Origin of the sequence: Oceanobacillus sp. MO10714A (genome assembly GCF_037072045.1) — a bacterium.
In the GTDB taxonomy this organism is placed as follows: domain Bacteria; phylum Bacillota; class Bacilli; order Bacillales; family Amphibacillaceae; genus Oceanobacillus; species Oceanobacillus indicireducens.
Window position 1 is genome coordinate 45222 of record NZ_JAXHDC010000003.1, and the last position, 22713, is coordinate 67934.

The following is a 22713-nucleotide window of genomic DNA, read 5'->3' on the forward strand; positions in this document are numbered from 1 at the left end:
TATTGTAAGAGCCGTCATAAGTGATAAAAAACTTATCAAAACTCACATAAAAGAATTATACCAGTATCAGTTTAAGTTTGCAATCATTTTTTTATACCAAAAAGTTATACCTAAAGCACGATTTATTTTTCTGTGCGCTTGATGCCTTTGCGTTTCATTTCTTCTTCCATCTCATATAAGAATTCTTCGTTTGTTTTTGTGCTCTTGAGTTTTTTCAGGAAACGTTCAAGAAAATCATTGGAATCTTGCATTGTTCTGCGAAGTGTCCACATTTTATCTAAGTGATCTTTGTCGACGAGTAATTCTTCTTTCCGTGTACCGGAACGCAGAATATCGATCGCTGGGAAAATACGGCGGTTCGCGAGATTACGATCAAGATGAAGCTCCATATTCCCTGTTCCTTTAAATTCTTCATAAATAACATCATCCATACGGGAGCCAGTATCAACTAAAGCGGTTGCTAAAATAGTGAAACTGCCACCTTCTTCAATATTACGCGCCGCTCCAAAAAAGCGTTTCGGACGGTGAAATGCTGCTGGGTCAATCCCTCCAGATAGCGTCCGTCCACTTGGCGGAATAACAAGGTTATAAGCCCGAGCTAGTCGTGTAATACTATCCATCAACACAATCACATCGCGCTTATGCTCAACAAGACGCATCGCACGCTCTAAAACAAGCTCAGAGACGCGGATATGACTTTCCGGTACTTCATCGAAAGTTGAACTTACGACATCGACATCTGGTGCGACAGATCGTTCAATATCGGTAACTTCTTCCGGACGCTCGTCCACTAAAAGGATAATTAATTTTGCTTCAGGATGGTTCTTGGAAATGCTATTCGCGATTTCTTTGATAAGCATTGTTTTTCCAGCTTTTGGTGGGGCGACGATTAACCCACGTTGGCCATACCCAACCGGTGTCATCAAATCTATGATTCTTGTTGATAATTTATCAGATTCTGATTCCAGTTTCATAAACCGGTCCGGATAAAGGGCGGTCAGTGCCGGGAAATGAACCCGGTCTTTTGAAGAATCCGGGTCTTCACTGTTTACAGCATCTACATGGAGCAGACCGTAGTAACGTTCATTTTCTTTAGGTGGTCGCACTTTTCCAGAAATTTTATCTCCATTACGGAGATCGAATCTACGAATTTGGGAAGCTGAGATATAGATATCTTCCGCGCTCGGTGAATAGTTGATGGGGCGCAGGAAACCGAATCCTTCCGACGGGATGATTTCGAGCACCCCATCCATGAACAGGAAGCCATCTTTTTCCGCTTGGCTCTTTAAAATAGCAAAGATAAGTTCCTTTTTCGTTAATTTCGCATAATAGGAAATTTTGTACTCTTTTGCTAATGCATATAATTCTTTTAGTGTTAATGTTTCCAATTGGGAAATTGTTAATTCCGCCATAAATATATCACGCCTATTCTTTTGTCTTTGGTTTGCTATTATTTTATAAATTTATCACGTATTAACGGTCTGTAATACCCCCTCCTCTAAACATGAGGGAAACCCAATATGTGAAGGCTGGGGGATAAACAGTCCGTAAATCCCTGATTCTGTTTAACTAACATTCAGTGAGGGAGATAAGGGTACGCCCACTGAATGAGTTTCACTTTATGTCCATTTCTATGGTTGAATGGTGTTCCTGGAAGAAATGAAGAGAAATTGGAAGTAAGATTGGAAGTGTGCGATTGGCTAGCTTTCATTCTTTTATTGATAGAATAACCAAATAACACGTGTTCTAAACATATCTTATATTACACGTTTACTCTGGATTATTCAACATCTTCTCGTCCATTTAACGTAATATTTTGCTGAAAATTTTCTTATTAGAGGAAATCAGGAGGAAAGAGGTTGGGACATCCACTTAAAGTCTCAACCTCTTCCTTATTCTTAGTCTATTCGGCTTCATTCATTACTAAGTTTGGTTTTTTGATTAGACTATGTTCGCCTTGGATAAAGCGGACGGTGCCGCTTTTAGCGCGCATGACGACACTTTCAGTTGTTGCTTTGGACCCTTTGAACTGGACACCTTTCAGCAATTCTCCGTCGGTTACGCCGGTTGCTGCGAAGATGGCGTCGTCTCCTTTACAGAAGTCTTCCATTTTAAATACTTTATTGATATCTTCTATTCCCATTGCTTTACAACGAGCAAGTTCTTCATCATTTTTCGGCAGTAGTTTTCCTTGGATTTCTCCGCCAAGACATTTTAATGCTGCAGCCGCAAGAACACCCTCAGGTGCACCACCGCTGCCGAGTAAAATATCGACACCTGTCCAATCAAAAGCAGTATTGATCGCACCTGCTACGTCACCATCTGCAATCACTTTAATCCGGGCACCTGCTTCACGGATTTCTTGAATCAGTTTGGCATGACGCGGGCGATCGAGTACGGTGACAAGTACGTCTTCAATTTTTTTATTTTTTGCCTCGGCTACACTGCGGAGGTTATCGATGACGGGTGCGTTAATATCTACTTTTCCAACTGCCGCCGGGCCAACTGCAATTTTATCCATATACATATCCGGAGCGTGGAGCAACGTATCTTTATCCGCAATTGCAACAACTGATAGGGCGTTCCAGGATCCGTGGGCGACAAGGGATGTACCTTCCAGCGGATCGACTGCGACATCCACCTTAGGACCTTCTCCGGTACCAAGTTCTTCACCAATATAAAGCATTGGCGCCTCGTCCATTTCCCCTTCTCCGATTACGACTACCCCTTCCATCGGAATCGTATCAAATACATCCCGCATCGCTGAGGTCGCGGCATCATCTGCATCGTTCTTCTCGCCTCTCCCCATCCAACGGGCGGATGATAAAGCTGCTGCTTCCGTTACTCGAACTAACTCCATTGATAAACTTCTTTCCATCTGTTGTCCTCTCCCCTTCAAGAAGTTGTTCAAAAAGTCCGGTGAAAAGGACATTTCGTGAAAAAGGAAGTTCTACTAAAACAATCCACGTCTGTAGACAACGTAGAACTCACCACACACGCAAAAAACTCGTTGCCTCATGTACCGGTCCGACGTACATTCCGGGGCCGGAAGCCCTCGCACCTCGAAATTAGACGCACACCACGTACCAGCGTTGGTGTTGCAATAACGATTAGCGCACACTTAATCGACTTCGGTCCTTTTCATCCTCTTTTTGAACCCTCTTCAATAAAATATCCTCATCCCAAAAGGAGATTTTATTGTATGAACCTACAGAACAGGCATCAAAAGTTACGAATTCTGCAATTGGATAATTTCTTCTTCTGTCATTTCTTCACGCCAAATACTGGCACCAAGAGCGGAAAGTTTCTCTGTAATCTGTTCATAGCCTCTATCGATATGATCTATACCAGTTATCTCTGTGATTCCATTGGCCATAAGACCGGCAACAATAAGGGAAGCGCCTGCTCTTAAATCAGATGCTTTCACCTTCGCCCCTTCCAACTGGACTGGCCCGGAGACGATGACCGAACCGCCTTCCACCTTGATTTCAGCATTCATACGCCTTAATTCATCAATATGCTTTAAGCGGGCGGAATAAATTGTGTCTGTAATGACCCCGGTATCTTTAGCTTTTGTCAACAACGATGTAAACGGTTGCTGGAGGTCGGTTGGAAATCCAGGATATACTAACGTTTTGATATCGACACTATGCAATTTTTTACCCGGTTTAATAAGAAGTTGCTCATCACTCTCTTCAATGGTGACACCCATTTCCCGAAGCTTGGCGATAAGTGATTCGATATGCTGGGGGATGACATTGTCAATCACGACTTCCTCCCCTTGAGCTGCTGCTGCAATTACGTATGTACCTGCTTCAATCCGGTCAGGGATAATCGTATGCGTGCACCCTTTCAGGCTCGGAACCCCTTCAATACGGATTACATCGGTTCCTACTCCTTTAATTTTTGCTCCCATGTTACTCAGGAGGGTTGCTACATCAATGATTTCCGGTTCTTTTGCCGCGTTTTCAATTACGGTTTTCCCTTTTGCCCTTACCGCTGCAAGCATAATATTAATCGTTGCACCGACACTGACGACGTCTAGATAAATCCTTGCACCGCGCAATTCTTCGGCACGAAGGTAAATGGCTCCCTGTTCATTCGTGACGGTCGCCCCCAGTGCTTCAAAACCTTTAATATGCTGATCAATCGGTCTTGGTCCAAGATAACATCCACCAGGTAAGCCGATGACGGCCTTTTTAAACTTGCCGAGCATTGCTCCCATGAAATAATAAGAGGCACGGAGTTTTTTCACTTTCCCGTTTGGAAGTGGCATAGCTACCATGTTTTCGGGGTTGATTGTAATGTCGTTCCCGTTTCGTGATGTTGTTCCACCGATTTCTTCTAAGAGGTCACTTAAAGTGTGTACGTCGGATATGTTTGGCAAGCCTTCAATCGTTACTTCCGAATCGGCTAAAATCGATGCTGGAAGTAAGGCCACTGCACTGTTTTTTGCACCACTTACTCTTATTTTTCCATTAAGCGGATGTCCACCTTCAATTAATATTTTCTGCATATCTTGATTCGCTCCTAAATGAGGCTATTTGAAATCTGTTCTTGAGGCCGGTACTTGTTGTCTCGGCCTCAAGTCACTCCGAATGAACAGATTCCCATTCTTTTTATCTTTCCTGTGTTCTTCGATTTTATACTATTTGTTTGCGTTGTTCCAGTCGGCTAGGAAGCGTTCGATTCCTTGGTCTGTGAGTGGGTGTTTCACAAGCTGCTCAAGAACGTTGTAAGGGATCGTTGAAATATGTGCTCCGTTTAAAGCTGCGTCTGTTACGTGCAGCGGGTGGCGGATGGATGCTGCGATGATTTCTGTTTTCACTTCATGACGGTCAAAGATTTCCGCAATTGTCGCAATTAATTCCATTCCGTTATGACCGATATCGTCAAGACGTCCTAAAAACGGTGATACGTACGTTGCACCTGCCCGAGCTGCAAGTAGCGCCTGATTCGCATTGAAGATCAGGGTAACGTTAGTTTTAATATTTAGGTCGCTGAATGCTTTTACAGCTTTTAAACCTTCTAGAGTCATTGGCACTTTAACCGTAATGTTCGGTGCAATTGCCGCCAACTCCTTACCTTCTTCAATCATGCCTTCTGCGTCTTCAGCGATTACTTCTGCACTGACAGAGCCAGATGTTACTTCTGTTGTAATTTCACGAAGCCTGTCATGGAAAGATACGCCTTCCTTCGCTACAAGGGATGGGTTGGTTGTTACACCAGCCAGTACCCCTAGGGCATTTGCCGCTTTGATTTCTTCTATATTCGCTGTATCAATAAAAAATTTCATCGTAATCCCTCCATGTGAAGATTTTTTATCACGTATTAACGGTCGATCCGTAAATCCCTGATTCTGTTCAACTAACATTCAATGGAGGGGTAAGGGTACCTCCACTGAATGAGTTTCACTTTATGCTTGTTGAGAAGAACCAAATTCACGCATTTTCTCTTTAACTGTTGCTTTAATTGCTTCTGTACCTGGTCCTAAATATTTACGTGGATCATATAGATCTGGTTTTTCGTTAAGAACTTTACGCACTGCTTCTGCCTGTGCCATTTGGTTCTCCGTATTTACGTTAATTTTTGCAGTTCCAAGTGAAATCGCTCTTTGGATATCTTTCAGTGGAATCCCTGTTCCACCGTGAAGCACAAGTGGGATTTGTACGAGGTTCAGGATTTCTTCCATTTCTTTAAAGCCAAGGTTAGGTTCTCCTTGATATGGTCCGTGAACAGAACCTAATGCTGGTGCAAGACAGTCAACATTTGTTTCGTCAACGAGCTTTTTACATTCATCCTTGTCAGCATACATGATTCCGCCAATGACTCCGTCTTCTTCCCCACCTACTGTACCTACTTCCGCTTCAACGGATACTCCGTGGATATGAGCGAGTTCGACTACTTTTTTCGTTGTTGCGATATTTTCTTCAATTGGTGAGTGTGATGCGTCAATCATAACGGACGTAAAGCCAGCATGAATTGCTTCTGCACATAACTCAAAGCTTGTACCATGGTCTAAGTGAATCGCAACAGGTACGGTTGTTCCGTATGATTCCATTAACGATTTCACCATTGCTACAACTACTTTCAGACCGCCCATATATTTACCGGCACCTGCGGAAACTCCTAGAATAACCGGAGATTGCTCCTCTTCTGCAGCTTGTAGGATTGCTTGAGCATATTCTAAATTATTAATATTGAACTGACCAACGGCATACCCGTTTTCTTTCGCTTTTTCGAGCATGTCTTTCATTGATACTAATGACATGGTAATTCCTCCTTTGATGTATGAAAAGCAACTGCCCAATTCGAATTCGTCCTTCTAACGACATCTTTCGTCTTTAGAGCAAAAAATCCGCATCGGCATTTATACTATAAGAATACCAACTCCTAATCATTGGTGCAACTGATTCTCATACTTGTCTCTTAGATGTAATATCCCCCTATTTCCCCCAAGAAGCCGATTGTAGCGCTGTTACAGGCGATTGACGTCCTTTTGGTTGTGAAAAATGTAACAAAATTTTCGAGTTTACTCCATTAATACATCACCGATCGCATCTTCCACGATAACCGGAATGTCTTCAATATTGAACGGTTTTGCCAAAATTTTCTTCACCTGCGGAAAATCTTGCAGTTCCATTTCAATTTTTTCCACGAGTCCACTCATCACAATTGTTGGGACCGATTGCTCCATTTCTCTTATTCTCTCCAGAACTCCAATCCCGTCGACCAATGGTAACTTGTAGTCCAACATTACTAAATCAAATTGCTTCTCCCCAAGCAAGTCAATAGCTTCCTTCCCATCAGATGCCGTCGTGATCTCATAGCCGGCGTTCATTAAGATGTCAGTAAGCAGTAGGCGTATCCCTGGTTGGTCATCTACAATCAATAACTCCTTTGTCATTATTTTTTGCCCCCTTTTTCATTCTCCCCATTTCTTAAGTTCGCTAAAAAAAGAAAATATCCTGCTTTTTTAATGAATTATGCAAATTGTTTACAGGGAAATATTGGATAAAGACATATTTTTAAGGTCCTAAGTCAATTTTCGCAAATGTTGATTGCTTTCATTCAGCGTAAGTATTTTGTGCATTCATTTTATTGGCGTTCTAATTACCGTTCAGTTGCCCGGCGGACGGATGCTTTCCACGGGCACGGCCTCAGCCTCCTCGGAAGAAAACCGCTTCCTGCGGGGTCTTCGGACTCGTGCTATTCCCGTAGGAGTCACTGTCCGCCGGGCAACTGAACTGATAGGAGCAATTATTATAAATGGAAACTATTCTCTTCAGATCAGCATTCTATTCCTAAATTGAAAAATAGTGCTCCAAATTTAGCCTTTCCTCGGAGCAGTCCAGACACCTCGAGACTCCTGCGGGAGGATAGGCTTGGTGAGACCCCGCAGTGGGCTTGCCCACGAGGAGGCTCACCAGCCGCCCGCGGAAAGCGAGAGGTGTCTGGACTGCGAACCTCCAGAAGAAAGTTGCCGACACTTACGCTGAATGAAAGCAATAAGCAAGGGTCAATTAAAAAAGCCGATGCATAAAGCATCAGCTCTTGTCTCCATTTACAATTTTTTCAATAAAACCATTAAACAGTGGTTGAGGGCGGGTTGGTCGTGATGTGAATTCTGGGTGGAATTGACAAGCGACAAACCACGGGTGGTCTTTTAATTCAATAATCTCTACTAACCTTTCATCGGGGCTAAGTCCTGAAATAATGAACCCATTTTCCTCAAGCTGTTTCCGATATGCATTGTTAACTTCATAGCGGTGACGGTGACGTTCTTCAATCATATCACTTTCGCCGTAAGCCGCTTTCGCTTTCGTTCCCGCCACTAGTTTACATGGGTAGGCACCGAGACGAAGTGTTCCGCCAAGGTCTTCTACGTCCTCTTGTTCTGGACGAAGCGAGATAACTGGATGTGGTGTTTCCGGATCAATTTCTGTAGAGTGAGCATCTTCCAGGCCGAGCACATTACGGGCAAACTCGACTGTTGCAAGCTGCATTCCTAAGCAGATTCCAAAGAATGGAATTTTATTTTCCCTTGCATAGCGAATCGCCTCAATTTTCCCGTCAACGCCTCGAGTACCGAAGCCGCCTGGTACAACAATTCCGTCCACATGAGATATTTCTTCTTCAATCGCTTCTTTTGTTAGTGTCTCTGAATTAATCCAGTGGATATTAATGTCTGCATCATAGTCGTAACCTGCATGTTTCAAGGATTCTACAACAGAAAGGTAAGCATCCTGCAGTTCCACATACTTCCCAACAAGTCCGATGTCAATTGTTTTCGATAGGTTTCTTACCCTTTCAAGCAGTTGGAACCAGTCATCCATTTTTGCTTGCGGGTATTCCAAACCGAAATGCTTCAAAACGATGTCATCCAAATGTTGTTCCTGAAGGGAAATCGGCACTTGATAAAGGGTATCCGCATCCGGCATTTCAATTACCGCATCTTTTGCTATATCACAGAATAAAGCAATTTTTTCTTTTTGTTCTCTGGAAACCTCCACTTCAGTACGAAGCACGATAATATCTGGTTGAATCCCTAGTGAACGTAATTCCTTCACACTGTGCTGTGTCGGTTTCGTTTTAAGTTCACCGGCTGCTGCAAGGTAAGGAACAAGTGTACAATGGATATACATGACACTGTTTCTTCCTACTTCATTTTTAATCTGGCGAATAGCTTCAAGGAAAGGAAGTGACTCAATATCGCCGACCGTACCGCCTATTTCAGTAATGACGACATCCGCATTCGTTGCGCTGCCTGCACGGAAAACTTGGTCTTTAATTTCATTTGTAATATGTGGGATGACTTGGACGGTACCGCCGAGATAATCGCCGCGTCTTTCTTTTTTAATAACGGTGGAATACACTTTACCCGTTGTGATATTACTGTATTTGTTCAGATTAATATCAATGAACCGTTCATAGTGACCAAGGTCCAAATCCGTTTCCGCACCATCATTCGTTACGAAAACCTCTCCGTGCTGATACGGACTCATTGTGCCCGGATCCACGTTGATATATGGATCGAATTTCTGAATGGTCACCTTCAAACCACGATTTTTCAATAAGCGACCAAGTGAGGCAGCTGTAATACCTTTTCCTAATGAAGAGACAACTCCACCTGTAACAAAAATATATTTAGTCACTGCTCTTTCCCTCTTTCTTTCCTAAGATTCTATTTATATGTTGCCCGAAGACAAACATTTATAACTTATTTGGCAGCACCCTCTAAAATAATAAAAGCGCCTTCCCATTTTTTTCTGGGAAAACGCCTGTTTGTCGATTAAGGAGCCCAAATAAAATTCTACTTATCCTATGAAAAAAAGTCAAGTGGGCTTCCTCATTTTTTATTCTTCTTCCTCGTCGTCAAGGTCGATTTCTACATCGAGTTCTTCCTCGTCTTCTTCGTCTAGATCTTCGTCAAAGTCTTCATCGAATTCATCAATTCCCACTATCTCTCCGTCCTCGTCAACCTCTTCTTCGCCAAGCTCAACAAGGTCTCCTTCGTATTCCAGTTCTTCCTCTTCATCAAATTCGTCTGCTTTTTTCTTTTTCCGTTTCTTAGGTGTTTGTGTGATTTGTTCGTCTGCTTGGTCGATTGGGTACCATTCTTTTAGGCCCCATATGTTTGAGCCTAGTGTTATAAAGCGACCGTCAACGTTGAGCTCTGTGTAGAATTGAGCAATTTGATTTTCTTTTGCTTGTTTGGTTAGTCCTTTTAGTTCTGTAATTTGGTTATAGAGTTCCTGGAAATCTAATGCTTTTTTTGTGTCTTTTAAAATGAGACTGGCTAGGCCGAGCATGGATTTTCCTTTTAATTCTTCGCGGCTGTATTGATCTAACACAAATACGCACTCCTTTTACTGTATATTAATAAATGATTGATTACATTTCTATATTACTAAGATAAACATACCTTTCATTATATACAAGTATGTAGTGTTTATGCTAGGGTTTTTGGCTAAAAAGTTAAGTTTTCAGTGGGATATTTCATATTGACTTCCTTTTTCCAAGGATAAGACGTTGCATAAGGAAAAAAACATCTTTTATTTTCTCTTTTAGACAGATGTAGCGCGGCATTGGGAAAACAAATAACGGTTCTTTTCCCTTTTGGAAGGGAACTGCGTAATAATGGGAAGAGAAATACCGTTTATTTTCCCATTTGAACGGAGGATGCATAGTATTGGGAAAAGAATTGCCGGTTATTTTCCCATTTGAACGGTGGGTGCATAGTATTGGGAAAAGAATTGCTGGTTATTTTCCCATTTGAACGGCGGGTGCATAGTATTGGGAAAAGAAACGACGGTTATTCGCCCATTCGGACAAAGTGACCCTATGATTTGGAAAAGAAACACCGGTTATTTGCCCATTCGAACAAAGTGACCGCAGGATTGGGAAAAGAAACACCGGTTATTTGCCTATTCGGACAAAGTGAGCGCACGATTGAGAAAAGAAACACCATCCCGAGCAGTAAAATACATAACTACCCTATACACGAAAAATCCGAACAAAACGCTCTCCCTCGATTTGTTCGGATTTACAATCTTAATTATGAACGTTATATTTTACCCAAAAAAATCACATATTCCTTCGATACTGCCCGCCGACTTCATATAAAGCAGTCGTGATTTGGCCGAGGCTCGCAACTTTGACGGTTTCGAGGAGTTCGGCGAAGATGTTGCCTCCTTGGACTGCTACTTGTTTGAGACGACTTAGAGCTGCTTCTGTTTCATCTGCATGCTGCTTTTGGAATTTGCGCAGTTCTGTAATTTGATGTTGTTTCTCTTCTTGGGAGGCACGGGCAAGCTCCATGGAATCAATCTCTTCATCACTTGGCGGGTTCGGGTTTACATACGTGTTCACCCCGATAATCGGAAGTTCACCGGAATGTTTCTTGCTTTCATAGTAAAGTGATTCTTCCTGGATTTTCCCCCGCTGGTATTGCCGTTCCATTGCTCCGAGCACACCTCCACGGTCATTCATCCGCTCAAACTCTTGGAGCACTGCTTCTTCGACAAGATCCGTCAATTCCTCGACGATAAAAGAACCTTGGGTGGAGTTTTCATTTTTCGTCAGTCCGAATTCTTTATTGATGATCATTTGGATCGCCATCGCTCGGCGCACGGATTCTTCTGTCGGTGTCGTGATTGCCTCGTCATATGCATTCGTGTGTAAGGAATTTGTATTATCTTGGATTGCTAGAAGTGCTTGCAGTGTTGTACGGATATCGTTAAAGTCAATCTCTTGGGCGTGTAGGGAGCGTCCAGAAGTCTGGACATGGTATTTAAGTTTTTGACTTCGCTCATTTGCTCCGTATTTTTCCCTTAAAACGATCGACCAAATCCTGCGGGCAACCCGGCCAATTACCGTATATTCCGGGTCCAGTCCATTCGAAAAGAAGAAGGACAGGTTTTGTGCGAATTTATTCACGTCCATGCCCCGGCTTAAATAATATTCCACATAGGTGAACCCATTTGCGAGTGTGAAGGCGAGCTGGGTAATTGGATTTGCACCAGCCTCCGCAATATGGTAGCCCGAGATGGAGACAGAATAATAGTTGCGCACATTTTTTTCAATAAAATATTCCTGGATATCCCCCATCATGCGCAGGGCGAATTCTGTTGAGAAGATACATGTGTTTTGCCCTTGATCTTCTTTTAAAATATCGGCTTGAACGGTTCCGCGAATGGTGGAAACTGTTTTATTCTTAATAGTTTCATATTCCTCATCTGTCGGTTTCCGGCCATGTTCTTCTGTAAATTTATCAATTTGTTGATCGATTGCTGTATTGAAATACATCGCTAAAATAATTGGGGCCGGTCCGTTAATCGTCATAGAGACGGAGGTGAGCGGGTTCGTCAAATCAAAGCCTGCATACAATTTCTTCATATCTTCGAGGGTACATATATTGACGCCACTTTCTCCGACCTTTCCGTAAATATCCGGGCGCTCTGCCGGGTCTTCACCATATAGAGTAACAGAGTCAAAGGCGGTCGAAAGCCGTTTTGCCTCGGAATCTTTTGATAAATAATGGAATCTCCGGTTCGTCCGCTCTGGCGTCCCTTCTCCAGCGAATTGACGGGTTGGATCTTCCCCTTCCCGCTTGAACGGAAATACTCCTGCTGTGAATGGGAATCTGCCCGGAACGTTTTCTTTCATAAGCCAGCGGAGGCGTTCACCCCAGTCTTGGAATTTCGGGAAGGCGACTTTCGGGATCTTGAGACCAGACAAGGATTCTGTTGTGATTTCCGTAACGATATCCTTATCACGGACTTTAAAGGTCATCGTGTCCTGACTATATTTTTCCTGCGTATCATCCCATGATTCAAGCAGCTCTAGCGAATGATTGCTCAGCTGTTTTTTATATTGGGTTATAGTTTGTTCTAGTAATTCTTTCGCTTCAGGGTCCTCGATGATTTCCAAAGTTCCTTGCAGCTGATACAGTTTTCGCGCTATCTCGCTTTGATTTTCGGTTTGTTTATTATAATCACGGACGATACTAGCAATTTCCCGTAAATAATGGCGGCGATCTCCGGAGATGATTTGATTTTGCTTCTCGGAAAGGACATGCCTTTCAAACTCAACCTCCTCCTCCCATCCGTAGCGCTCGTTCAGCGTATCGATAATGGAAGCAAATAGAGAATTCGTTCCTGTATCATTGAATTGGCTCGCAATCGTTCCGAATACTGGATATTTTGTTTTGTCTTGACCGAAAAGCATGCGGCTCCGCTCATATTGTTTACGTACTTGATTCAACGCATCTTCTGAACCCCGTTGTTCGAACTTGTTAATGACGATAAAATCCGCGTAATCAATCATATCAATCTTCTCAAGCTGAGTGGGAGCACCGAATTCAGCGGTCATGACGTACATGGAAAGATCTGTGACATCGGTAATTGCAGCATTTCCTTGGCCAATCCCGCTCGTTTCCACAATGACAAAGTCAAAACCAGTTGCCCTGACGACATCAAGGACATCATTAATTGCCGTGGAAAGTTCGTCCCGCGATTCCCTCGTTGCAAGTGAGCGCATATAGACGCGATCATGAAAAATAGCATTCATACGAATCCTATCACCGAGTAATGCTCCGCCAGTTTTCCGTTTCGTCGGGTCGATGGAGATGACGGCAATCTTTTTATCGGGAACTTCATTAAGGAAGCGGCGTATGAGTTCATCCGTAAGCGAACTTTTCCCCGCTCCACCTGTACCCGTAATCCCAAGCACGGGAATCGCTTGATCTGCTTTACTGCGAAATTCTTCGAGAAGCTGTTGTTTCTCCTTGGAATCGCTCGGCGTGTTTTCCATATACGTAATGAACTTCGCCATGGCGTCCCGCTCACTCTTGTATAAACGCTCTTTCTCCTTTTCAATCTGAAGCGGCGTTGGAAAGTCGCTCGCTTCCATCATTCGGTTAATCATACCTTGAAGACCGTATTTACGACCATCCTCAGGGGAAAATATCCAGTCAACCCCATAATTATGAAGTTCTTTAATTTCCCTCGGGATAATCGTTCCACCTCCACCACCGAAAACTTTAATATGGTCGGCATCGTTTTCTTTTAATAGATCGATAATATATTTAAAATATTCGACGTGTCCGCCTTGATAAGAAGAGACGGCAATCGCTTGAGCATCTTCCTGAATCGCAGCGTAGACGACTTCTTCCACGGAACGGTTATGACCGAGGTGGATAACTTCTGCCCCAGTTGCTTGCAGGATTCGGCGCATTATATTGACCGAGGCATCGTGGCCATCAAATAGGCTTGATGCCGTGACAAAACGAATCGGATTTTTCGGTTTGTAAACTTCTACTTGTTGCATGATGTTTCTCCTCCCCTTTGGATCATCATTTTTTATGCAAGAGGCCATGGAGGTTCAGCTTAATTTGGATATCGATGTATTCTTCTATCGTGAACTTCTGTTGCAGAATCCACCGACGAAAGCCCCACATATGGCCTTGAACAAAGATATTATTCGCTGCTATGCTTACTTCCTCTTCATTTAATGCATCCGGGTAGCAAGAAAGGATAAGCTTCTCAAGCATAGCGACCATATCTTTCTCCTTTTGCAGCACATATTTCCTCGTCTCCTTATTTAAGCCTTTTATTTCTTGATAGAGAACGAGAATTTCTTCCTGCATGTCATCCATAAGCTCATAATAAAACTTGAAAACTGCCTTCAAATTTTCCTCTGAAGGGTTTTCCAGCTGCAGCTCTGTTTCAAAATGATCGCGCACGCCATCATAAATGTAATCGCAAACAAGAAAAAGGACATCTTCCTTCTTTCTAATATATTCATAAAGTGTACCGATACTGAAGCCAGATTCTTTAGCGATTTCCCTCGTTGTCGTCCGGTGGAAGCCCTTCTCTTTAAAAAGCCGAATCGCGCCTTGAATCATCTGATCGCGGCGTTTTTTGATCAGGTCTTCGTCTTTTACGGAGGAGATAATTCGACTCTTATCCATCATCTGTAAAGCCTCCTTCCTTCTTCCATCTTGCGTACCAGTCTATCGCGAGTTTGTAAGGATCCGCATCTGCCTTGATTGGCTCAAGGTGTCTCTTTGATTCGATAAATTGTTTCACCTCTCGCCAAATTTCTTCGCGGATGAGTTCATAGACTTCAAGTTCTTGCTGCATCTTACGTTTTCTTTTTCCTTCGTGGGTCTTGTAGAGATATTCATGATGGTCTTTGATTTTTCCCCACAGTTTATCGATTCCTTTATTTTCCGTCGTGATCGTCTTGATGATCGGGGTTTCCCGTTCTTCGGTTGCGGTGATCATGACAAGTTCTTTCAGTAATGCTTTCAATTTACCGAAGCCTGGGAGGTCTGCTTTGTTCACGACGAAAAGATCAGCGATTTCCATAATGCCTGCTTTAAAAATCTGGAGCACATCCCCACTGTTCGGGGTAAGGACGACGGCTGTTGTGTCGACGATTTTCATGATGTCGAGCTCGGACTGGCCGACACCGACTGTTTCGACTAAAATCACATCAAACCCGTAGGCATCACATATGCGCACCGCATCCTTTGTTGCCCGGGCAAGGCCACCGAGACTACCGCGCGTCGCCATACTGCGGATGAACACGCCGTCATCAAGGAAATGTTCATTCATACGGACCCGGTCCCCGAGGAGTGCGCCACCACTAAATGGACTTGTTGGATCAACCGCGATAACAGCACACGTTTTCCCCTCACTCCGGATCTGGGTGACAAGCCTGTTTACAAGGGAGCTCTTACCTGCGCCAGGTGAGCCAGTCAGCCCTACATATACAGCGTGTTTCCGCTCGCTGAACACCGCACTTAACAGCTCCAGCTTTTCCGGATGATCATCTTCCACCAGCGTAATCGCCCGAGCAAGCGCACGTATATCCTTTTGTTTCAACCGTTCAACTAACGTCTGCATGATGCCCTTCCTTTCCACCGGGACATGGGGTCAGAGCTGTTGTCCCAGTTTGCTGGGACAAGTGCTCTGACCCTAGTGTCCCACTTCTTACTGGGACAGGCGCTCTGACTCCACTGTCCCGCTTCATACTGGGACAGGCGCTCTGACCCCACTGTCCCGCTTCATACTGGGACAGGCGCTCTGACCCCGTGTCCCACTTCTTACTGGGACAAGTGCTCTGACCCCGTGTCCCAACCCCACTGTCCCGCTTCATACTGGGACAGGTGCTCTGACCCCAGTGTCCCAGTTTATTTTGTGATGGTGCGGCCGATGACGAGGCGTTGGACTTCTTGGGTGCCTTCGTAAATTTGGGTGATTTTCGCGTCACGCATATAGCGTTCGACCGGATAATCTTTCGTATAGCCGTAACCGCCGAAGATTTGGACTGCTTCTACAGTAATCCGCATGGCTGCGTCTCCTGCGAATAGTTTGGACATGGCGGATTCTTTTCCGTATGGTTTTCCGTTACTCTCAAGCCATGCTGCCTGGTACGTTAATAAACGGGCGGCTTCGACTTCTGTTGCCATGTCAGCAAGTTTAAATGAAATTCCTTGGTTATGGGCAATTGGTTTTCCAAACTGTTCTCTTTCTTTCGCGTAATTTATCGATGCGTCGAGTGCTCCTTGGGCAATCCCGACAGCTTGGGCAGCGATTCCGTTTCTCCCGCCATCTAGAGTTGTCATCGCAATTTTAAAGCCTTCCCCTTCTTCGCCAAGTAAGTTCTCTTTCGGTATCCGACAGTTTTCAAAAATTAATTCGGTCGTAGGTGACGAACGAATACCGAGTTTTTTCTCCTTTTTACCAAAGGTGAAGCCTTCTGTTCCTTTCTCCACGATGAATGCACTGATGCCCTTGTGGTTTGCAGCAGGATCCGTTTTCGCAAAAACGATATAGATATCGGCAACCCCACCATTTGTAATCCAAACTTTATTGCCATTTAATATATAATCGTCACCATCTTTTTTCGCAATGGTCTTCATCGCTGCAACGTCACTTCCTGCACCTGGTTCAGATAAGGCATAGGCACCAAGTGCTTCCCCAGTCGCAAGCAGGTAAAGAAACGTCTTCTTCTGCTCCTCCGTACCGTACTTATAAATCGGCCAGCTAGCAAGGGATAAATGGGCAGACAATGTCACACCGGTAGACGCACAAACACGGGACAATTCTTCAACCGCAATACAATAACTTACGAAGTCTGCACCAATTCCACCGTATTTTTCCGGCCATGGGATTCCAGTCAGACCGAGTTCTGCCATTTTATCAAAAATCTCCCGGTCAAAGCGTTCTTCCTCATCTCTTTCGGCTGCAGTCGGTTCCACTTCATTCATCGCAAATTCGCGGACCATTTTCCGCAGCATTTCCTGTTCTTCCGTCAGTTGAAAATTCATTTTTGTTCACTCCTAATCCAGTAAGTTTTTCGATATGACGACATGTTGGATTTCATTGGTACCTTCATAAATCTGGGTAACTTTTGCTTCCCGGAAAAACCGTTCGATGGCGTAATCTTCGGTATATCCGTAGCCGCCATGAATTTGTACCGCTTCAATCGCGGTCTTCATCGCCGTGTTTGATGCGTACATTTTCGCCATGGATGCTTCTTTGCTGAGCAAAAGATTTTTTTCAACATGATCTACTGCCCGATAAACTAATAACCTGGCAGCTTCAACCTCTGTTGCCATATCGGCCAGTTTAAATGAAATTCCTTGATGGTGGGCGATTGGTTTGCCGAATTGTTCACGCTCTTTAGCATAATCGATTGCATGCTCAAGAGCAGCCTCTGCAATACCAAGGCCTTGGGCAGCGATACCAATGCGTCCGACATTCAGGTTCGCCATCGCAATTTTGAAGCCTTCTGTTTCTCCTCCGAGGAGTTGCTCTTTCGGTACTTTACAGTGGTCAAAATTCAGTGTAACCGTCCCAGTACCATGCATGCCCATTTTCTTCTCGGCTTTCCCGATAGAAAAACCGGGGGTTTCCCTTTCCACGATAAAGGCACTAACTCCACTCGTCCCTTCACCGGTTCTTGCAAATGTAATGAACGTATCTGCATGGGTACCATTCGTGATGAACAGTTTCGAGCCGTTTAAAATATAGTGGTCCCCGTCTCTTTTTGCCGTTGTTTTAATATTTGCAGCGTCCGAGCCTGCACCAGGTTCCGTGAGCGCGAATGCTCCTACATATTCTCCGCTTGCGAGCTTCGGGATATATTTTTCTTTCTGTTGTTCCGTACCAAATTTTAAAATCGGGTTCGTACCAACGGATGTATGAACAGATAAGATAGCACCGATACCGGCACTCACCTTTGAAATTTCGTTAATAGCAATAATGTACGATGTGAAATCCATTCCACTTCCACCGTACTGCTCTGGAATTGGAATCCCCATTAAACCGAGCTTACCCATTTTCCGGATCACTTCTTCTGGAAAGCGGTCTTCACGCTCCATCCGATCCACTTCATTCGCAATCTCTGTTTCGGCAAAATCACGGACCATTTTACGGATCATTTCCTGTTCTTCGGTAAATGTCAAATCCATCCCGGTTACCCCCTTTGCTGTTCTCTTGCTGTATTAACTATATACGTAAAAGCCACGACCGGATTTCTTACCGTGCCAGCCCGCTTTCACATATTTTCTAAGTAATGGGCACGGACGATATTTACTGTCTGCAAAACCATCATAGAGCACTTCCATAATGTAGAGACATGTATCAAGCCCGATGAAATCTGCCAGCTGAAGTGGTCCCATCGGGTGATTCATACCGAGCTTCATCACCGTATCAATATCTTCTGGTGAAGCGACACCTTCGTAAACCGCATAAATCGCTTCGTTTATCATCGGCATTAAAATCCGGTTCGCTGCAAAACCTGGGAAATCAGCAACTTCAACTGAAGTCTTCCCGAGTTCTTCCGCCATCTGAGAAATTTTTTCATATGTCTCATCATTTGTTTGAATCCCCCGGATGACTTCGACGAGCTCCATAACCGGGACCGGGTTCATAAAATGCATGCCGATAACTTGTTCCGGACGATTTGTTACAGCGGCAATTTCCGTGATCGGTAAAGATGATGTATTCGTCGCTAAAATTGTATGAGCTGGAGTAATTTCATCCAGTTCACGGAAAAGATTTGTTTTCACGTCCATATTTTCAACAATTGCTTCGATGACTAAATCACAAGTACGCGCATCTTCTAGTTTCTTTGCCCGCTTCAGATTGTTCAGCGTTGATGCCTTCTCTTCATCCGTGATTCTCGTCTTTTGGACGGCACGGGTGAGGAGTTTTTCAATTCGTTGTATCCCTGCATCAAGCGCTGTTTCATTTGCATCGTGTAAAAGCACTTCAAAACCAGCTTGGGCCGCCACTTGGGCGATCCCTGCCCCCATTTGCCCTGCACCGATTACCATTACGCGTTTAATTGTCATCATCGTTCCCCCTTATTTCACTTCAATTAAGATGGCATCTCCTTGACCGCCGCCACTACAGATCGCGGCAATTCCGAGACCGCCACCTCTTCTTTTCAGTTCATGGATAAGTGTTAAAATAATTCTTCCGCCACTTGCTCCGATTGGGTGACCAAGTGCAACTGCCCCGCCATTGACATTTACTTTCTCCATATCAATTCCAGCGATTTCCCCACTTGCGAGCGACACAACAGCGAATGCTTCGTTGATTTCATAGAGTTCAATATCCTCTTTTGTATAGCCAGTTTTCTTTAAAAGTTCGTTAATGACAAGACCTGGCGTTTGCGGGAAATTCTCTGCTTCAACGGCAACTTCTGCGTGACCGAGAATCGTTGCGAGCGGTGTTTTCCCAAGTTTCTCCGCTGTATCATCACCCATCACAACAAATGCACAGGCCCCGTCGTTTACGCCTGGTGCGTTACCAGCTGTAATCGTTCCATCTTTATCAAATGCCGGGCGCAATTTCGCAAGTTTTTCGATACTCGTATCTTTCCGTGGTGCTTCATCTGTATCAATAAGGACCGGATCCCCTTTTCGCTGCGGAATTTCAACAGGGACAATCTCATCTTTGAATTTACCTTCTTCAATTGCTTCAACTGCCCGCATATGACTCCGGTAGGCCCACTCATCTTGAGCTTCGCGGCTGACATCGTATTTATTCGCTGTGCTGTTTCCATAATTCCCCATATGGACACCTTCAAAGGAGCAGGTGAGTCCGTCGTGAATCATTAAATCTACAACAGGTCTGTCACCCATCCGGTGTCCCCAGCGGGCATCTTTTAAAATATAAGGGGCATTACTCATGCTTTCCATTCCACCTGCTACGATCGTGTCCTCATCTCCTAGACGAATGAGTTGATCGGCGAGAGTAACGGCGCGAAGTCCGGATGCACAGACTTTGTTGATTGTTTCTGTTTTCACGTTCCAAGGGAGTCCGGCTTTTCTTGCTGCTTGGCGGGAAGGGATTTGGCCTTGGCCACCTTGTAGTACAGTTCCCATAATCACTTCATCGATTTGGTCACCTTCCAAGTTTGCTTGTTTGACCGCTTCAGAAATAACTTTTCCACCAAGGTCTGTTGCTTGGAGAGGTTGTAATCCGCCTCCGAATCTTCCAAATGGAGTTCTTGCACCTGACACAATTACTGATTTTCTCATTATGATCCTCCTAAAAAAATATATTAGCGCGTCTGATTGATCGCTCGCTCATTATAGGTTAGTAAATTTAGAGGTTGGGAAATAGATTAAAATAGTTCATTTCCCAACCTCAATTTATCACGTATTAACGGTCTGTAATACCCCCATCTCTAAACATGAGTAAAGCCCGAGGTGTGAAGGTGGGGATATACAGTCCGTAAATCCCTGATTCTGTTCAACTAACATTCAGTGGGGAGGGAAGGAATCCTCACTGAATGAAGGTTCACTTTATTATTACGCTGTTTTCTCTTCTTCTTCAGCAAATACGGAGATTGCTAGAATTTCAGCTACGTCAAGCGTGCCGATATCTTCGTCGACTTCTTTCGCTTTTGTTCCGTCGCTGATCATCGTCAAGCAGTATGGACAACCTGTCGAAATCATCGATGGGTTCACTTGTAATGCTTGTTCTGTACGGGCGACGTTGATGCGATTTCCGGTTGTTTCTTCCGCCCACATTAAGCCTCCGCCGGCCCCGCAGCACATGCCGTTTTCACGGGTACGGACCATTTCTACTAATTCCAGCCCCGGAATCGATTTCAAGATTTCCCGCGGTGGGTCATATACGCCATTATATCTGCCCAAATAACAGGAGTCATGGTACGTTAGGCGTTCATTGATCTGGCCGGTTGGCTGCAATTTTCCTTCCATGATTAAATCATAGAGTAATTGCGTATGATGGTAGACTTCCGCTTCAAAGCCAAAGTCTGGATACTCGTTTTTAAAGATATTATAGGCGTGCGGGTCAATTGTAACAATCTTCTTCACATTATATTTATTGAATTGCTTTATGTTCTTTTCTGCAATCTCTTGGAAAAGAAATTCATTTCCGATACGGCGGGCTGTATCTCCTGAGTTTGCTTCAGTGTTTCCTAAAATCGCAAAGCTGACACCTGCCCGGTTCATTAGTTTCGCAAAAGCAAGAGCGATTTTTTGGCTACGGCTATCGTAGGCCCCCATCGAACTTACCCAGAACAGGTATTCAAACTCTTTGTCTTCTTTCTTCAATTCTTTTACCGTCGGAATGTATACTGTTTCATCTTCTTCGCGCCATTTCACGCGATCTTTTTTCGATAGACCCCAAGGGTTACCTTGACGTTCGATATTTTGCACGGCACGTTGGATTTCAGAATCCATCTTCCCTTCCGTCATCACTAAGTAACGACGCAGGTCAATGATCGTTCCAACGTGTTCGTTATTTACTGGGCAAGCATCTTCACAGTTCCGGCAAGTCGTACATGCAGAAAGCTCTTCAGCAGTAATGACGTCACCTGCAAGACTCATATTTTGAATTGTTGCTGCAGCCTCTCCCTCGCTACTGGCCATATTTCCAGTAGAATTCGAGAATGCATAGCTCGGCACCCAAGGTGAATTACCAGTTACTGCTGCTCCCTTTTCTGTAAGATGATCACGCAGTTTAATCATAATATCCATTGGGGAAAGCATCTTCCCGGTACCTGCAGCTGGGCAGACGTCGGTACAACGGCCACATTCCACGCAGGCGTAAAAATCAATCATCTGGTATTGGCTGAAGTCCTCAATTTTCCCTACACCGAAGGAAATTTCTTCTTCCTCGTCTTCCGCGTCCATTTCAAAATCAATTTTTTCTAACTTTCCAGGAACCTTTTTACTTAAAAATACGTTGATTGGTGCTGCAATCAAGTGGAAGTGCTTGGATTGCGGAACGTATACTAAAAAGGTAAGCAACGTGAGCGTATGCACCCACCAAGCAACGAAAAACAGTACCATCGCTGTCTCTGGTGATAGAAAACTAAAAGCTGTTGCAATTAAACTCGCAACAGGCTCTGTCCAGGTTACTGCCCGTTCCTCCCAGAGCATGAGCATCCCATTTCCAGCAAGGACAGAAAGCATGAGTGTCCCGATGAAAATAAGTACAAGACCTGCTTTAAATCCGCGCTTCAGTCGGACAAGCTTTTCCATATAACGGCGGTAAAATGCCCAAAATACCGCTACAAGGATCATCAACGTAACGAGTTCTTGGAAAAAGACGAACCCTGGATAAAGCGATCCGAATGGCAAATGGTTGCCCGGTGATAATCCTTTGATGAACATGTCAATTGCGCCGAACTGGACAAGGATGAATCCATAGAACATCATCACATGAATCGTTCCAGACTTCTTATCCTTCAGCAGCTTCGATTGACCGAAAACAATTTTCCCTACGCGTTTTAGACGTAATTTGATTTCGCCATCAAACTCTGACTTTCTCCCAAGTTTGATATAGGACATTCTCGTTGCAATGACTCTAGCAAATAAATAGATTGCATAGATGGTTACAACTAAGAATGCGATCCAGTTAATAATTTGAAATGTATCCATTTAAATGCCCCCTCTTTTTTCATTTATTCAGAATGATAGCGATTACATGGTGTTCTAAAAAAATTTCTCGTCTGAAATGATATAGATACATATCATTATAGTACATACTACTTTATAGGTGAATGACCATTCAGTCAATAGTTTTGTCGAAATCTTTTAGTTTGTTTTGTCATTCATGCGAGATGGGGATGCTAATTAGGAAAATAATTGCTATTTGTTTGCCCATTCATACTGGATAAACTCGATAATCGGAAAATAATTACCGTTTGTTT

17 protein-coding genes are annotated in these 22713 nt (G+C 44.0%); 1 reads left to right on the forward strand and 16 read right to left on the reverse strand.

The window, feature by feature from the left end; translation table 11 throughout:
- Nucleotides 1-122: 122 nt before the first annotated feature.
- The gene (gene rho / locus SPD53_RS04040) at nucleotides 123-1412 is read right to left on the reverse strand and encodes a transcription termination factor Rho (RefSeq protein WP_156854229.1); all 1290 of its coding nucleotides are present in this window, start codon (nucleotides 1410-1412) and stop codon (nucleotides 123-125) included.
- A 195-nt stretch (nucleotides 1413-1607) separates the two neighbouring features.
- Here rho and SPD53_RS04045 point away from each other — a divergent pair, with 195 nt between their 5' ends.
- Nucleotides 1608-1730 (forward strand): hypothetical protein, encoded by a 123-nt coding sequence (locus tag SPD53_RS04045; protein WP_255454317.1) that lies wholly within the window; start codon nucleotides 1608-1610, stop codon nucleotides 1728-1730.
- 173 nt (nucleotides 1731-1903) lie between these two features.
- Here the strand turns inward: SPD53_RS04045 and glpX are convergent, their stop codons facing one another.
- The 15 genes from glpX to SPD53_RS04120 all read right to left on the reverse strand — a co-directional run bounded on the left by glpX (nucleotide 1904) and on the right by SPD53_RS04120 (nucleotide 22441).
- Nucleotides 1904-2878: a class II fructose-bisphosphatase gene (gene glpX / locus SPD53_RS04050; protein WP_156854227.1), complete on the reverse strand. Its 975-nt coding sequence runs from the start codon at nucleotides 2876-2878 to the stop codon at nucleotides 1904-1906.
- A gap of 351 nt (nucleotides 2879-3229) precedes the next feature.
- On the reverse strand, nucleotides 3230-4516 hold the full coding sequence (locus SPD53_RS04055) for a UDP-N-acetylglucosamine 1-carboxyvinyltransferase (protein ID WP_156854225.1): 1287 nt from the start codon (nucleotides 4514-4516) through the stop codon (nucleotides 3230-3232).
- Nucleotides 4517-4648: 132 nt separating this feature from the next.
- A complete protein-coding gene (fsa, locus tag SPD53_RS04060) occupies nucleotides 4649-5296 on the reverse strand; it encodes a fructose-6-phosphate aldolase (protein ID WP_156854223.1) in 648 nt (215 codons plus the stop codon).
- A gap of 120 nt (nucleotides 5297-5416) precedes the next feature.
- Nucleotides 5417-6271, reverse strand: coding sequence for a class II fructose-1,6-bisphosphate aldolase (gene fba, locus SPD53_RS04065; RefSeq protein WP_156854221.1), 855 nt, complete (start codon nucleotides 6269-6271; stop codon nucleotides 5417-5419).
- A gap of 261 nt (nucleotides 6272-6532) precedes the next feature.
- On the reverse strand, nucleotides 6533-6907 hold the full coding sequence (locus SPD53_RS04070; protein WP_156854219.1) for a response regulator: 375 nt from the start codon (nucleotides 6905-6907) through the stop codon (nucleotides 6533-6535).
- A 640-nt stretch (nucleotides 6908-7547) separates the two neighbouring features.
- A complete protein-coding gene (locus tag SPD53_RS04075; RefSeq protein ID WP_336251708.1) occupies nucleotides 7548-9155 on the reverse strand; it encodes a CTP synthase in 1608 nt (535 codons plus the stop codon).
- A 201-nt stretch (nucleotides 9156-9356) separates the two neighbouring features.
- Nucleotides 9357-9854 (reverse strand): DNA-directed RNA polymerase subunit delta, encoded by a 498-nt coding sequence (rpoE, locus tag SPD53_RS04080; protein WP_229782526.1) that lies wholly within the window; start codon nucleotides 9852-9854, stop codon nucleotides 9357-9359.
- A gap of 733 nt (nucleotides 9855-10587) precedes the next feature.
- Nucleotides 10588-13830 carry a fused isobutyryl-CoA mutase/GTPase IcmF gene (gene icmF, locus SPD53_RS04085; RefSeq protein WP_336251709.1) on the reverse strand — a complete coding sequence of 1081 codons (3243 nt, stop codon included), beginning with the start codon at nucleotides 13828-13830 and terminating at the stop codon, nucleotides 10588-10590.
- 25 nt (nucleotides 13831-13855) lie between these two features.
- Entirely contained in the window at nucleotides 13856-14473 is a 618-nt protein-coding gene (locus tag SPD53_RS04090) for a TetR/AcrR family transcriptional regulator (RefSeq protein WP_156854525.1), read from the reverse strand.
- On the reverse strand, nucleotides 14466-15413 hold the full coding sequence (gene meaB, locus SPD53_RS04095; protein ID WP_336251710.1) for a methylmalonyl Co-A mutase-associated GTPase MeaB: 948 nt from the start codon (nucleotides 15411-15413) through the stop codon (nucleotides 14466-14468). The genes SPD53_RS04090 and meaB overlap by 8 nt, the downstream gene beginning before the upstream one ends.
- A 287-nt stretch (nucleotides 15414-15700) precedes the next feature.
- Nucleotides 15701-16840 (reverse strand): acyl-CoA dehydrogenase, encoded by a 1140-nt coding sequence (locus SPD53_RS04100; protein ID WP_336251711.1) that lies wholly within the window; start codon nucleotides 16838-16840, stop codon nucleotides 15701-15703.
- A 12-nt stretch (nucleotides 16841-16852) separates the two neighbouring features.
- Nucleotides 16853-17986 carry an acyl-CoA dehydrogenase gene (locus SPD53_RS04105; RefSeq protein ID WP_336251712.1) on the reverse strand — a complete coding sequence of 378 codons (1134 nt, stop codon included), beginning with the start codon at nucleotides 17984-17986 and terminating at the stop codon, nucleotides 16853-16855.
- Nucleotides 17987-18019: 33 nt separating this feature from the next.
- A complete protein-coding gene (locus tag SPD53_RS04110; protein ID WP_336251713.1) occupies nucleotides 18020-18871 on the reverse strand; it encodes a 3-hydroxybutyryl-CoA dehydrogenase in 852 nt (283 codons plus the stop codon).
- A 12-nt stretch (nucleotides 18872-18883) separates the two neighbouring features.
- The gene (locus SPD53_RS04115) at nucleotides 18884-20065 is read right to left on the reverse strand and encodes an acetyl-CoA C-acetyltransferase (protein ID WP_336251714.1); all 1182 of its coding nucleotides are present in this window, start codon (nucleotides 20063-20065) and stop codon (nucleotides 18884-18886) included.
- A gap of 273 nt (nucleotides 20066-20338) precedes the next feature.
- Nucleotides 20339-22441 (reverse strand): (Fe-S)-binding protein, encoded by a 2103-nt coding sequence (locus tag SPD53_RS04120; protein WP_336251715.1) that lies wholly within the window; start codon nucleotides 22439-22441, stop codon nucleotides 20339-20341.
- Nucleotides 22442-22713 lie beyond the last annotated feature (272 nt).

Excerpts from the sequence above, each read along its gene's own strand:
- rho (WP_156854229.1), bottom strand. The coding sequence starts at position 1,412 with ATGGCGGAATTAACAATTTCCCAATTGGAAACATTAACACTAAAAGAA.
- SPD53_RS04045 (WP_255454317.1), top strand. The coding sequence starts at position 1,608 with ATGAGTTTCACTTTATGTCCATTTCTATGGTTGAATGGTGTTCCTGGA.
- glpX (WP_156854227.1), bottom strand. The coding sequence starts at position 2,878 with ATGGAAAGAAGTTTATCAATGGAGTTAGTTCGAGTAACGGAAGCAGCA.
- SPD53_RS04055 (WP_156854225.1), bottom strand. The coding sequence starts at position 4,516 with ATGCAGAAAATATTAATTGAAGGTGGACATCCGCTTAATGGAAAAATA.
- fsa (WP_156854223.1), bottom strand. The coding sequence starts at position 5,296 with ATGAAATTTTTTATTGATACAGCGAATATAGAAGAAATCAAAGCGGCA.
- fba (WP_156854221.1), bottom strand. The coding sequence starts at position 6,271 with ATGTCATTAGTATCAATGAAAGACATGCTCGAAAAAGCGAAAGAAAAC.
- SPD53_RS04070 (WP_156854219.1), bottom strand. The coding sequence starts at position 6,907 with ATGACAAAGGAGTTATTGATTGTAGATGACCAACCAGGGATACGCCTA.
- icmF (WP_336251709.1), bottom strand. The coding sequence starts at position 13,830 with ATGCAACAAGTAGAAGTTTACAAACCGAAAAATCCGATTCGTTTTGTC.
- SPD53_RS04090 (WP_156854525.1), bottom strand. The coding sequence starts at position 14,473 with ATGGATAAGAGTCGAATTATCTCCTCCGTAAAAGACGAAGACCTGATC.
- meaB (WP_336251710.1), bottom strand. The coding sequence starts at position 15,413 with ATGCAGACGTTAGTTGAACGGTTGAAACAAAAGGATATACGTGCGCTT.
- SPD53_RS04100 (WP_336251711.1), bottom strand. The coding sequence starts at position 16,840 with ATGAATTTTCAACTGACGGAAGAACAGGAAATGCTGCGGAAAATGGTC.
- SPD53_RS04105 (WP_336251712.1), bottom strand. The coding sequence starts at position 17,986 with ATGGATTTGACATTTACCGAAGAACAGGAAATGATCCGTAAAATGGTC.
- SPD53_RS04110 (WP_336251713.1), bottom strand. The coding sequence starts at position 18,871 with ATGACAATTAAACGCGTAATGGTAATCGGTGCAGGGCAAATGGGGGCA.
- SPD53_RS04115 (WP_336251714.1), bottom strand. The coding sequence starts at position 20,065 with ATGAGAAAATCAGTAATTGTGTCAGGTGCAAGAACTCCATTTGGAAGA.
- SPD53_RS04120 (WP_336251715.1), bottom strand. The coding sequence starts at position 22,441 with ATGGATACATTTCAAATTATTAACTGGATCGCATTCTTAGTTGTAACC.